The organism is Janthinobacterium sp. BJB446 (assembly GCF_002735655.1).
Taxonomy (GTDB): Bacteria; Pseudomonadota; Gammaproteobacteria; order Burkholderiales; family Burkholderiaceae_D; genus Janthinobacterium; species Janthinobacterium lividum.
Window position 1 is genome coordinate 1843949 of record NZ_PDZK01000001.1, and the last position, 12983, is coordinate 1856931.

Below are 12983 nucleotides of genomic sequence, written 5' to 3' on the forward strand. Positions count from 1 at the left end.
CAGGCAGCCACGCTCAGAACTGGATCGTGTACGACGCCCCCACCGTGCGGCCCTGGCCGATGATGACGGTGTCGCCATTGACGGCGCCCGGCACGAAGCTGGTGAGCGTATGGTTGCGGTAGACCTTGTCGGCCAGGTTGTTCGCATACGCCGTGATGCGGTGCTTGCCGCCCGGGAGCACATACGACAGGCGCGCATTGGCCAGCGCGAAGCCGCCCTGGTTCAGCAAGCCGCGCGCGTCGCTTTGCGGGTCGACATAGTAGTACTGCTTGGACGTGTAGCGCACGTCGCCGCTGAAGACCAGTTGCGCGCCATTGCCCAGCGGGTAGCGGTAATCGGCCGCCAGCAGGGCCGTCACGTGGGGCGAGCGCACGAATTCATTGCCGGAGCGGTCGCCGCCATTGTTCTGGATGGCGAAATCGTCGAATTCCGTGCGCAGCAGGCCGATATTGGCGTTGATGTGCAGGTTGTCCGTCGGCTGCGCCTCGATCTCGAATTCCGCGCCATTCACGTGGGCCTTGCGCACGTTCTGCAGGTAATTGACGCTTTGCGTAGGGTCGCCGTTGTACACGCCCGTGATATTGACCTGCACGTTCTTGTAATCATAGTGAAAAACGTTGGCGTTGAAATTCAGGCGCCCGTCCAGCCATTCCGACTTGATGCCCGCCTCGAACGAGTTCAGGGTTTCCGGCTTCACCGTATTCAATGCTCGCACGTCCGTGGCGCTCGTGTTGTAGCCGCCGGACTTGATGCCGTGCGCGTATTTCAGGTAGCCGCGCAGGGTGCGGCTGAAGCGGTATTCGGGCGTCACGTCGTAGGTCAGCGCATTCCACGTGGTGGACGGATTCGACGTGAAATTGTTGTTGGCCACCGAGGCGGCCGCGTAATTGCCGCCCCGGACCGTGTTCCACCAGTTGGCCGCATCGCCAAACGTCACCGTGTTCGATGCAGCCTGCACGCGCCGCAAATCGAGATCCTTGGTTTCCGTCGTCCAGCGCAGGCCAAACGTGGACAGGAACTGCTCGCTGAAGTTGACGGTCGTGCTGCCGAAGATGGCCGCGCTGCGCGCCTTGTGCTGGTAGATGGTGCGGTTGTAGCCGACGGGCTGCGTGCTGCCCGCCAGCGCCGGCACGGTGCCGTTGGGCAGGCGCGCACCGGCCGAATCGGAATCGATCTTTTCATTGAAGTAGAACAGGCCCGCGACCCAGCTCACGGCGCCGTTTTGCGGTGATGTCAGGCGCAGCTCCTGCGACACTTGCCGGCTGCTGGCCTTCGAGCGGCTGCGGCCCACTTCCAGCGGCGTATTGTCGCTGTCGCCCATGGCTTCGTTGCGGAAGTTTTCATAGCCCGTGATCGACGTCAGGGTCAGCTCGCCCAGCGCGTATTCCAGGTTCAGCTGCGCGCCGCCCTGCGTCACGTCGCTGTCGGCCGGCGCATTCGTGCTCACATCATCGGGATTGGTGCTGGGGATGTAGCCGTTGCGGTAGACGCCATTCGCGCCATAGCTGGCCACCGTGGTGGTGGCGCCCTTGGTCGTGTAGTCGCGGTAATGCAGGTTCAGATTGGCCGTCAGGTCGCGTCCGATCAGGGCCTTGAGCTGGCCGCGGATGGCGCTGTCCTTGAGCTTTCCATCGCGTTCGCCCGTAAACTGGTTGTGGAAGCGGCCCTTGTCCTGCTGCTCCGTGTGGAAGGACAGGCGCCCCGCCAGCACCTCGTCGACCAGCGCGCCGCCGATGGCCCCTTCGGCCAGCTTGGTGTCGTAGCTGCTGTAATCGATCTTGGCGTAGCCGCTGGACTTGAACGACGGTTTGCGCGAAATCACGTTGATGGCGCCGCCCGTCGTGTTCTTGCCCCACAGGGTGCCTTGCGGCCCGCGCAGCACTTCCACCCGGTCCAGGTCGAACAGGGGAAAGCCCGTGGCGCTGGAATTGCTGATGTAGACGTCGTCGAGGTAAAAGCCGACGGGGTTCGGAAAATCGATTTGCTGCTGGCCCGCACCGACGCCGCGTATCCACCAGCGCGGGCGGCCATGCTGCTGCGTGCCGGCCGAGGCGTTTGGCACGTAGTTGAGGATTTCGCTGGCCGAACGGCCGATGCCCGTATCGAGCAGCTCCTTGCCGCCCAATACAGTGATCGCGCTCGGCACTTTTTGCGCCGATTCCTCGCGCTTTTGCGCCGTCACCGTCACCGATTGCAGGGAGGCGCCCTCGCCCCCACCGTTCGCGTCGGCCGCGGCAATGACATCGGCGCCAGGCGTTTCCGCATGCGCCATGCCGTGGACGAGCATCAGCCCGCCGATGGCGAAGGCCGAGCGCAGCGCGCGGCGCACTGGCGTCAAATGAAGAGGAGATGGGGAGAAGGCGGCGGGGGCAGTCGAACGGCGCATGGGTGATTATCCTTGAGTAAAGTCAAAACGCGAGATGGTGATGACTGGTATTGCAAGGGGCATGCCCGCTGCCGCGGCGCAGCAAAATGGGAGTCAAGTGATTGATTTCAAAGGAAGACTATCGTGATGATAGTGCTGTTGATTTGGCAGCAGCGGCGCTGCCGCGTGCTGCCTGCGCGACAGCAGGCGGTGGCGCTGCTGTCGCGGCAACAGGGGAATGTCTCAGGCGGCGCGCAAGAGTGCCGCCGTATGCCCGCGCACGAGGGGCAGCACTTCTTCGCCCACGCGATAGGCTTCCTCCAGGTGCGGCGTGCTGGCCAGGATGAAGGCGTCGGCGCCCAGTTGCACCAGTTCGTCCAGGCGTTCGGCCACCTGCTGGTAGCTGCCGACAATGCCCTGCGTCTGCCCGCCGCGCAGCAGATTGAAGCCGGACCAGATGTTCGGCGCCGTGATCAAGTCCTTGTAGCTGTTCAAGGTCGTCGGGCGGTTGCCGCGCTGGCGCGCCGCGCCCACGGAATCGCCGCCATCGGCGCCGAGGAACTGGCGCAGTGTGGCGGGATCGACGGCGTCAAAACCCTTGCGCACCTCGTCCCATGCCTCTTCTTCCGTGGCGCGGGCGACGATGTCCACGCGCACGGCGCACTTGATCTTGCGGCCCAACAGCGCCGTCTTTTCATGCACGCGGGCGAATTTCTCGCGCAGCTGCTCGAACGGTTCCAGCCACGTCAGGTAGTAGTCGGCGTGCTTCGAGGCGGAACCCAAGGCCGCGTCGGACGAGCCGGAAAAATAGATCTCGGGGAAATCCTGCTCCGACAGCGGCGTGGCCAGTCCCGCATCTTCCACCTGGTAGAACTTGCCCTGGTAGGAAAACGGCCCACCGCGCCACACGCCGCGCACCACGTCGAGAAATTCCGTCGTGCGCGTGTATCGGTCGTCGTGGCCGGCCGAATCGCCCCACCACAGTTGCGCCGGACCGCCGCCGCCCGTGATGACGTTGTACAGGGCGCGTCCGCCCGTGGCCCGCTGCAGGCTGGCCGTCATGCGCGCGGCCACCACGGGGTTCAAGAAGCCGGGCTGGAACGGGATCATGAAGCGGAAGGTGCTCGTCTCGCGCGCCAGCAGCGCAGAAATCGCCCACGGTTCGTCCGTCATGGGGAAGGACGGGATCAAACCGCCCTGAAAGCCCGATATTTCAGCGGCGCGGGCGATCTCGGCCAGGTAGTCGATGTAGGTAAAGCCGTCGGCGCCGCCGCCACCGAGGCCGGACTGGCGCAGGTTGTCATTGCCGGGAAACCAGTCGCCGCGAAACGGCGTGCGGGCGCGATGCGAACTCGGTTCGCCATGCGTGGGGATGCGCCAGAAGAAATCGATTGCCATGTGGGTTACTCCTTGAATAGGTTGGATACAGGAACTCAAGCCGCTTGCAGCTGCGCGCGCAAAGCTGCCCGCACGCGGGGCAGCACGTGCTCGCCGATGCGGTAGGCTTCCTCGAAATGGGGAATCGCAGCCAGCACGAAGCTGGACACGCCGGCCTGCGCGTACGCCTCCAGCGCGGCGCTCACCTGTGCATAGCTGCCGACCAGGGCGCCGTGGGCGCCCGTTTGCGCTTGCGCAAAGCCGGGCCAGAAGGCTGCGGCACTGCCGTCGAATGGCGCATCGTCGGGCAGCCCCGCACCGCTGCGGTAGCGGCGCGCGTCGCGCAAGGCTTCGTCGAAGGTTTCGCGCGCCAGCACGTCGATGCGCAAGCCCGCCGTCACGGCGCGGCCCAGTTGGCGCGCCTGCGCTTGCAGGCTGTCGATGGCAGGCTGCAAATCCGCCTGCGGCGCCGCATCGAACACGTGCACGTCGGCCTGGCGTGCCGACAGGGCCAGTGCTTCAGGCGACTCGCCGGTCAGATAGATGCCGTTGACGGGATGGTGCGCCAGCGGCCCCTTGAAGCCGCCGTCCTGCACTTCGAAGAACTTGCCCTTGAAGCTGAACGGCGACGTATTCTGCACGCCGCGCGCCACCGTGATGAATTCATCGATGCGCGGCAGGATGTCGGCGTCCGGCGCCGCATCGCCCTGGCGCCGGCGCGCTGCCGCATCGCCGCCATGGCCGATCTGCCAGGCGAAGCGTCCGCCCGTGAAGCGCTGGAAGCTGACGGCGTTCTTCGCCGCATACACGGCCGAACCCCAGGCGGCGTCGAATTCGGCGATCAGTTTCAAATGGCGCGTGCTGCGGGCCAGGTAGCCCGCGACGATCCAGCTTTCATCGCCCTGCGTATCGTGGCGTATCTGGATGCCGTCGAAGCCGGAAAGATCGGCTGCGCGGGCGATCTGGTGCAGGTAATCGAAATAATTGAAGGGCGGACGCGCGCCACGCGGGTCGCTCACGCCCGCCTGCAGGGGAGTGGGCGCGCCGGCGGCCCGTTCGCCCCTGCGCGTGATGCCGGGTGCCGCGTAACGGCCATCGCCGCTGGTGGGCAATTGCCAGATGAATTCTATGGTCATGCATGGACTCCTGTCGTGGGTCGAAGAAAACACCGCTATGCGCCTTGGATACCTGCGCGCAGCGGCCTGCCCTTCCCTCCTCGCAGAAAACATGCCATGCCGCATACGCCGGCCAGCCCCATTCGCTGTTGATTTGGCAGCAACCGGCTGCAGCCAGGGCAGCAGCATGCTGCGCCCGCAGCAGCCATGAAAAAAGCCGGAGCCGCATCGCTGCGGGTCCGGCTCCAGGAAGGGCATCATGCGCCTAGTCGATGGCGCCCGCCTTTTTCAAAAAGGTGCGCAGGATATTGCGGCTCAGGTTCAGGTGCCTGGCCGTGCGCACCTGGTTGCGCTCATTGCGCTCCCACGCGGCGCGCACCAGTTCCTGCTGCATGGCTTCGAATTCCACTGCCTCGCCCGAGTCGAGCAAGGCTTGCCAGGCGCGGGCGAAGCGCTCGGCCGCCAATAAATCGTCCTGGCCGGACGCGCCGTGGGCCGCATAGGCGATATCGGCACCGCCGGCCCAGGCGTCTGGAACAGGTATAGCGGCCGGTGCGGCAGCAGGCGCCCTGTGCCAGCCCGACAAACTCAGATCCTCGGCGCGCACGACGCCGCTGCGGCACACGAGCAGCGCGCGGTGGATGACGTTTTCCAGTTCGCGGATATTGCCCGGCCATGGATAAGCAAGCAAGGCTTGCTGCGCGTCGGGGCCCAGCTCCACCTCGCCCAGGTGCAATCGCTGCGCATAGATGGCCATGAAATGGCGCGTCAGCGGCATGATGTCGCCCGGGCGCTCGCGCAAGGGGCGTAGCGGCAGGCCGATCACCTGCAAGCGGTAATACAGGTCTTCGCGGAAGCGCCCGGCCCGCACGGCTTCGGCCAGGTCTACATTCGTGGCGGCGATCAGGCGCACGTCGATGGGAATGGCGCGCCGCGCGCCCAGGCGCACCACTTCGCGCTCCTGCAGCACGCGCAGCAGCTTGACCTGCATCGCCAGCGGCAAGTCGCCGATTTCATCGAGGAACAGGGTGCCGCCGCTGGCCGTCTCGAACCAGCCGGGCTTGCCCTGCTGCGCGCCCGTAAACGCGCCTTTTTCATAGCCAAACAGTTCGCTCTCGACGAGGGTTTCGGAAAACGCGCCGCAGTTGATCGCCACAAAGGTCTGTTCGGCGCGCCCGCTCAAGCCGTGCACGTGGCGCGCAATCAGTTCTTTGCCAGTCCCCGTCTCGCCCGTGATCAGCACTGTCGCCTCGCTGGGGGCGATGCGTTCGATCAGCTCGTGCAACTGGCGCGAACGGGGGTCGGCAAAGACAAAGGCCGTGGCGCGCACCAGCAAGCTCATTTGCTGCGGGTCGCGGAAGGCGACCAGCGCCTCGCTGTCGCCGTCAACGCCGGCGCCACGGGCAAGGTGGGCGCTGCGCGCGAAATCGCTGCTGAAGTTGTGGGCTAAGAGTTCCATGGGCCGACTATACCGCGCACCATCTCCAGGCGTGAACGAATGGTGCCGCGCTAGCTTATCCGGATTTTGCATATGCAGGCGCTGCTCCCATGCTGGCCCGGAGTTTGCTCAGGCTGGGGGGCAGGCAATGTCGCCTGCGCACCACGGAGCACCTCCCCATGCCAGCACGCCAGCTTGTCCTGAATGTTTTTTTACAACGCCACGGCCACCATCCGGCCGCCTGGCGCCATCCATCGGCCAGCGCCAGCGGCCGGCCCGACCTGGCCTGGTGGCTGCGTGCCGCCAGGCTGGCCGAGGCGGCCAAGTTCGACAGCTTCTTCATCGCCGACTTCATCGGCCGCGCCGGCGACGTCACGCCCGACACTGGCCGCGCCGCCATCGGCCTGCCCTTCGAGCCGTTTACCCTGCTGTCGGCGATTGCCGCCGTCACCAGCCATATCGGCCTGATCGCCACGGTCAATACCAATTACGAGCACCCGTACCACGTGGCGCGAAAATTCAGTTCGCTCGACCACCTGAGCGGCGGGCGCGCGGGCTGGAACGTCGTGTCATCGTTTGGCGAGCATACGGCGCGCAATTTCGGCATCGATGCACCGCGCAGCCATGCGGAGCGCTATGCGCGGGCCGACGAATTCGTCGCCCTGTCCAGGGCCCTGTGGGATAGCTGGGATGACGACGCCTTCGACCGGCCAGACCGCGCCGCCGGCCAGTTCTACCAACCGGCAGCGGGCCATGCGCTGGACTTCAACGGCGAATATTTTGCCTCGCAAGGCTTGCTGGACTTGCCCCGTCCCGTGCAGGGCCACCCTGTGCTGGTCCAGGCGGGCAATTCCGAGACAGGGCGCGAATTTGCCGCGCGCCTGGCCGAAATGGTGTACTGCTCCGCCACGTCGCTGCCCGTGGCGCAGGCGTATTACGCGGACGTGAAGGGCCGCATGGCAAAGTATGGCCGCGCCGAAGATCAATTAAAAGTGACGCCGGGCCTGTCGGTGTTGGTGGCCGAATCGGACCAGCAGGCGCAGGATCAATTTGGCGCACTGCAGGACCTGGTCGACTTCAGCAACCTGGAATTTGGCGGTTTTGACTTGTCCGGCTATCCGCTCGACGGCCCCCTGCCCGACCTGCCCTACCAGGCGGGCGAGAACGGCAAGGGGCGTTTCCAGCAGCAGCTGGAGCTGGCCCGCCGCGAGAACCTGACCCTGCGCCAGCTGGTGCTGCGCTTCAGGGTCGCGCGCGGTCACCTGCAAGCCATCGGATCCGCCAGGACGGTGGCCGACTTGATGGAGCAGTGGTTCGTGGAACGGGGCGCGGACGGTTTCAACGTCGTGCCGCCGCTGCTGCCGCAAGGCTTCGAGGCATTTACACGCCTGGTGGTGCCGGAACTGCAGCGGCGCGGCCTGTTCCGCACGGAATACGCGGCCAGCACCCTGCGCGGCAATCTCGGACTGGCGCGGCCCGCCAACCCGCACACGGTGGCGCGGGCGCGGGCCGCCTGACTGCGCTGTGACTAAGCCTGGTCCGGATCGAAATGCTTGCGCAAGCCTTGCCAGCACGCGAAATAGTCGTTTTGCAGCAGTTCGCTGTTCAAGGCGAATGGGGTGGGCTTGAGGATGGTGCGCGTCTCGAACATGAAGGCCATGGTGTCGGCCACCTTCACGGGCGCGGACGTGTCGCTGTGCGAGGCGCGTTCGAACGTCTGCGCATCGGGGCCGTGGCCGGACATGCAGTTGTGCAGGCTGGCGCCGCCCGGCACGAAGCCGGCCGCCTTGGCGTCGTACACGCCGTGGATCAGTCCCATGAATTCGCTGGCCACGTTGCGGTGGAACCACGGCGGACGGAAGGTGTGCTCGGCCGCCAGCCAGCGCGGCGGAAAGATGGCGAAGTCGATGGCGCCGAACAGGGGATTTTCGCTGGGCGCCTGCAGCACGAGGAAGATCGACGGGTCCGGGTGATCATAGCTGATCGAGCCGATGGTGTTGAAGCGCCGCAGGTCATATTTGTACGGCGCGTAATTGCCATGCCAGGCCACCACGTCCAGCGGCGAATGGTCCAGGGTCGTGCGCCACAGGTGGCCGCCGAACTTGGCCAGCAATTCGCAGTCGCCGTCGATATCTTCATACGCCGCGTGCGGCGTGAGGAAATCGCGGCTGTTGGCCAGGCCGTTCGAGCCGATGGGGCCCATGTCGGGAAGGCGGAAGGCCGTGCCGAAGTTTTCGCACACATAGCCGCGCGCCTTGCCGTCCGGCAGGGTCACGCGGAAGCGCACGCCACGGGGAATCACGGCGATTTCCTGCGGCTCCAGCTCGATCAAGCCCAGCTCCGTGGCAATGGCCAGCCGGCCTTCCTGCGGCACGACCAGCAATTCGCCGTCGGCCGAGTAAAAGAAGCGCTGCATGGAGCGGTTGGCTGCGTACACGTGGATGGCGCAGCCGCTCATCGCTTCGGCGCTGCCGTTGCCGGCCATGGTCTGCCAGCCATCGATGAAGTCCACCGGCGTGCCGCCGTCTGGCAGCGGCAGCGGGTCCCAGCGCAGCTGGTTGGGCGGCGTAGGCGGCATGGAGTGGAAGTCGCTGACGATGCGGGTATTTTCAGCCAGGGTGAATGGCGGATGCTGGCTGGCGGGGCGAATGCGGTACAGCCACGAGCGCCGGTTCTGCGCGCGCGGCGCCGTGAAGGCCGTGCCCGAGAGTTGCTCCGCGTACAGGCCCAAGGGCGCCCGCTGCGGCGAATTCTGCCCGTGCGGCAAGGCGCCGGGCACGGCTTCCGTGGCAAATTCGTTGCCGAAGCCGCTTTGGTAGCCGGCGCCTATCATGCGCGCTCCCCCAGTCCGTCAGCCGCGTCGCGCAGCAAGCCTTGCACCACGTCGGCCTTGCCGATGGCGCCCATGGCCAGCAAGGCGAAGCGGGCGAGGAACAAGGGCGAACGCTGTTCGCCCAGGCCACCCATGGTGTGGCACAACTCGGTGTAAAGATTATCCAGTTCGATGTCGGTCATGTTATCTCCTTGTTACTTTGATTGGGCGATGCCGGCCCTCGCCAGCGCAGCCGCCACCTGCCCCGCCTGCACCTGCCGCCAACGCCCCAGCACGTGGCCGTCCGGGCGCACGAGGTAAAAACTGCCTGGCTGCGCGTCGAATAGCGAGAATACCTGCGCCGTGTGGTCCCAGGCGCACCCTTGCTCCCCGCTGCGGGAAATCGCCACGGTCGTCAACGGCAAGGTGTCGCCCAGCGCCGCCAGTGCGGATGGTACAGACCCTTCGTCGCTGAAGTACAGTCCCGTGAAATGGCCATCAACGCGTTTCAGCAAATCGGTAATATACCCCGCTTGCTGCGCGCCGTCTTGCAGCAGCGCCAGCGGACACTCGGGCAAGACCGTGCCTGGCGCGGGGCCAGCGAAAAACACACCCGATTCCGGCGCATTCAGGGCCGATTGCGCATACGCGATGGCGCTGGTCTGGCGCGGGTTGATCAGGGAGCGCACATGCGCATGCTTGCCCGCCAAGCCCAGCACGGCCGTGCGCATGAGGTCGAAGGCAAACGTGGGCGGCGCCATGAATTCCGTGCTTTTCGTGCCGTGGCGCAGGTTTTCACGGGCGGCGAATACGCGCTCGTCCGAATAGCTGTCCAGCAAGGCATGCGGCGCCTGCCCTTTGACCACGTAGGCGAGCTTCCAGGCCAGGTTGTCCGCGTCGTCGATGCCCGAGTTCGCTCCGCGCACGCCGAAGATGGGCACGAGGTGGGCCGCATCGCCCGCGAACAGCACGGGGCCATGCCGGTATTTTTCCAGGGTCAGCGCGTTGGCCTTATAGATGGTGATCCACACGGGATGCCACGGCGCTGTTTCTCCCATCATGGCCAGCAGGCTGTCCACGCGCGGTGCCACGTTTTCCAGCAGCACGGCCGCCTGCGCATCCTCGTCGTCGCGCAACTGGTAATCGATGCGCCAGATATCGTCGGGCTGCTTGTGCACCAGCACGGTCGAGCCGGGATTCGACGGCGGGTCGAAATATGCGAGGCGCTCCGTCGGGCGCTCGCTTTTCAAGTGGATGTCGACGATCACATAGCGCCCTTCATAGCTGGTGCCCTGCAGTTTCAAGCCCAGCGCATCGCGCACGGCGCTGCGCCCGCCGTCGGCCGCCACCAGCCAGTCCGCCTCAATCTGGTAGCTTGCATCGGGCGTGGCCATGGTGACGGTGGCACCGTCGACGCGCCGATCCACGCCAGTGACCCGCGTTTGCCAGCGGATATCGATCAGCTCCAGCTGGCGCTCGGCCGCATCGAGCAGGAATTGCTCGATATGGTATTGCGCCAGGTTGACCATGGGCGGCAGCTTCTGGTTCGCGTCTTGCGGCATCGTGAAGTGCAGCACTTCCTCGTCGCGGTAAAAGCTGCGTCCGCCCGCCCACGGCAAGCCCTTGGCCAGAAATCCGTCAAGCGCCCCCAGACGTTCGATGATCTCCAGGCTGCGCCGCGAGATGCAGATGGCGCGGCTGCCCGTGCACACGCCATCGTCCGCTTCGATCAGCACGGAGCGCACGCCGTGGCGGGCCAGGCCCAGGGCCGTGGCCAGGCCCACGGGACCGCCGCCGACGATCAGCACCGGGACATGCTGCGTGGCGGCGCCGGCCGGTTTGCCGGGTGGATACACCTTCGGCACATGGGGATAAGGGTGGAACGTGTCGCTCATGATGGGTCCTCTTCGATCAAGTATGGTCTTTGCCGCCGCGCGCAATCGGCAGGGTCAACACGATGGCTGCGCCCGCCACCAGCAGCACGCTGGCGTACAGCAAGCCCGTGGCAAAGCTGTGCGTCAGATCCTTCAGCCAGCCCACGACGACGGGGTTCAGGGCCGAGCCGATATTGCCCGTGGCATTGATGACGGCGATGCCGATGGCGCGCGCGCCCAGGCTCAAGGCTCGGTCCGGCGTCGTCCAGAAGACGGACATGGCCGTGTAGGCGCCCGTCGAGGCCATGCACACGCCCAGCAATTGCACGATGGGGTTGGCTGAATACGCGGTGAACAGCCAGCCGGCGGCCGACAGCAGCATGGGCCAGACGATATGCCAGCGGCGCTCCTGCATCCGGTCCGAGCGGCGCCCCCACAGGATCATGCCGATGACGGTGCACACCTGCGGGATGGCCGCCAGCAGACCGATCTGCGTGTTGCTGGCGTCGCCGCTGAAACTTTTCACGATCAGCGGCGTCCACACGGCCACCATGGCCAAAGTATTCACCAGGCAAAAATAGGCGATGCCGAATTTCAATACGGTAGGCGAGCACATTTCCGCCAGTAGCGAGCCTTTTTCCTTCGCTGCCACCGGCTTGTGCTCGGCCGCCAGCATGCGCGCCAGCACCTGCTGTTCCAGCTTGCCCAGCCAGTTTGCCTTGCTGGGCGAGTCGTCGAGGTAGCCGTACACGGCCAGGCCCAGCAGCACGGATGGCATGCCTTCCAGCAGGAACAGCCATTGCCAGCCCTTCAAGCCCCAGTGCCCGTCCAGCCCCAGGATCAGGCCCGACAGGGCCGAGCCGATGGCGGCCGTGACCGGCATGGCGATCATGAACAGGGCATTGGCGCGCGCGCGGTAGGCGCTGGGAAACCAATAGGTCAGATAAAGCAGCATGCCGGGCAGGAAGCCCGCCTCCGTCACGCCGACGAGAAAGCGCAGTGCGTACAGGCTGGCCGGGCCGCTGGCAAACAAGGTCGCCGTCGAGGCCAGGCCCCAGGCGATCATCATGCTGCCTATCCATTTACGGGCGCCGATGCGGGCCAGCACGATGTTACTGGGAATGCTGCATGCGATGTAGGCGATGTAGAACAGGGTGGTGGCAAAGCCGAACTGGGTGCCGGACAGTCCCAGGTCTTGCATCATGGTCAGGCCGGCGAAGCCGATATTGATGCGGTCAAGAAAGGAAAACACGAACAGCAGGAACAAGAATCCCAGCAGGTGGCGCGATACCTTGCGCATCACTTGCTGTTCCAGTTGAACGGTGGCCGCGTCGAGGACGGGCGCCGGGGTGGCGGGGGTGGCCGCGTGGGCGATGGTCATGCTGGTCTCCATAAGGTGTCGCCCTCCCCTTGCTATTGTTATTGGGTGAGAGCGGCCGGATGCTCCGGCGTGCGACACAGTATGCAGACGACTACGCCGATGGTTGTCCCCATTTTGGGGACAACCATCGGCCAAAAGGACTAGCCGCGTTTCTTGATGGGCACGTTCTTGACCTTCTGCTGGTCATAGCTGAAGGAGCCGTGGCCGCTCCAGTTGTTGTCGGTAACAAAAGTGGCTTCGAATTTGGCCAGGTAGCTGCCGATGGCCGGTGGCGGCACGGACACGACATATTCGCCGCTCAGGCTGAAGACGCGCGTGGCGTTGCCCAGGCCCAGGCCATGCACGGGGCCGCTGACGGGACGGATCACCACGCGGCCATGCGGTGGCGTGACCGATTGCGTGATCAGGGCTTCGCCGCTGACGGTGCCGTCGTCGGGATTGTAAAACAGGGCCAGATTCAGGATGGGGGCGCCAGGCAGGCCCAGATTGCCGGCGATCAGATAGACGTGTTCTACCGCATTCAATTCAGTTGAGGACACAATGGACTCCTTCGGGGAATGATTCCTGAGCCATGAATACCGGAGATCGCGGGCGCGACAGGCACTGGCTATCAGCCTTGCC

Annotated in this window: 10 protein-coding genes; 1 reads left to right on the plus strand and 9 read right to left on the minus strand. The window is 65.3% G+C overall.

The window, feature by feature from the left end:
• Nucleotides 1–13: 13 nt before the first annotated feature.
• The 4 genes from CSQ92_RS08190 to CSQ92_RS08205 all read right to left on the minus strand — a co-directional run bounded on the left by CSQ92_RS08190 (nt 14) and on the right by CSQ92_RS08205 (nt 6316).
• The gene (locus CSQ92_RS08190; protein ID WP_099393812.1) at nt 14–2386 is read right to left on the minus strand and encodes a TonB-dependent receptor; all 2373 of its coding nucleotides are present in this window, start codon (nt 2384–2386) and stop codon (nt 14–16) included.
• 222 nt (nt 2387–2608) lie between these two features.
• The gene (locus CSQ92_RS08195; protein WP_099387915.1) at nt 2609–3763 is read right to left on the minus strand and encodes an LLM class flavin-dependent oxidoreductase; all 1155 of its coding nucleotides are present in this window, start codon (nt 3761–3763) and stop codon (nt 2609–2611) included.
• 35 nt (nt 3764–3798) lie between these two features.
• A complete protein-coding gene (locus tag CSQ92_RS08200) occupies nt 3799–4878 on the minus strand; it encodes an LLM class flavin-dependent oxidoreductase (protein ID WP_099393813.1) in 1080 nt (359 codons plus the stop codon).
• Nucleotides 4879–5122: 244 nt separating this feature from the next.
• Nucleotides 5123–6316: a sigma-54 interaction domain-containing protein gene (locus CSQ92_RS08205; RefSeq protein ID WP_099393814.1), complete on the minus strand. Its 1194-nt coding sequence runs from the start codon at nt 6314–6316 to the stop codon at nt 5123–5125.
• 158 nt (nt 6317–6474) lie between these two features.
• Here CSQ92_RS08205 and CSQ92_RS08210 point away from each other — a divergent pair, with 158 nt between their 5' ends.
• Nucleotides 6475–7812, plus strand: a complete 1338-nt coding sequence (locus tag CSQ92_RS08210; RefSeq protein WP_099393815.1) for an LLM class flavin-dependent oxidoreductase — start codon at nt 6475–6477, stop codon at nt 7810–7812.
• Between the two features lie 11 nt (nt 7813–7823).
• Here CSQ92_RS08210 and hmgA read toward each other — a convergent pair whose 3' ends face one another.
• The 5 genes from hmgA to CSQ92_RS08235 form a co-directional block, all read right to left on the minus strand.
• Nucleotides 7824–9128: a homogentisate 1,2-dioxygenase gene (hmgA, locus tag CSQ92_RS08215; protein ID WP_099393816.1), complete on the minus strand. Its 1305-nt coding sequence runs from the start codon at nt 9126–9128 to the stop codon at nt 7824–7826.
• Nucleotides 9125–9310: a DUF2783 domain-containing protein gene (locus CSQ92_RS08220; protein ID WP_034785812.1), complete on the minus strand. Its 186-nt coding sequence runs from the start codon at nt 9308–9310 to the stop codon at nt 9125–9127. The genes hmgA and CSQ92_RS08220 overlap by 4 nt, the downstream gene beginning before the upstream one ends.
• Nucleotides 9311–9322: 12 nt before the next feature.
• Entirely contained in the window at nt 9323–11002 is a 1680-nt protein-coding gene (locus CSQ92_RS08225) for an FAD-dependent oxidoreductase (protein ID WP_099393817.1), read from the minus strand.
• A 16-nt stretch (nt 11003–11018) separates the two neighbouring features.
• Nucleotides 11019–12362, minus strand: a complete 1344-nt coding sequence (locus CSQ92_RS08230) for an MFS transporter (RefSeq protein ID WP_257219161.1) — start codon at nt 12360–12362, stop codon at nt 11019–11021.
• Between the two features lie 140 nt (nt 12363–12502).
• Nucleotides 12503–12901, minus strand: coding sequence for a DUF1842 domain-containing protein (locus CSQ92_RS08235; protein ID WP_034785805.1), 399 nt, complete (start codon nt 12899–12901; stop codon nt 12503–12505).
• Nucleotides 12902–12983 lie beyond the last annotated feature (82 nt).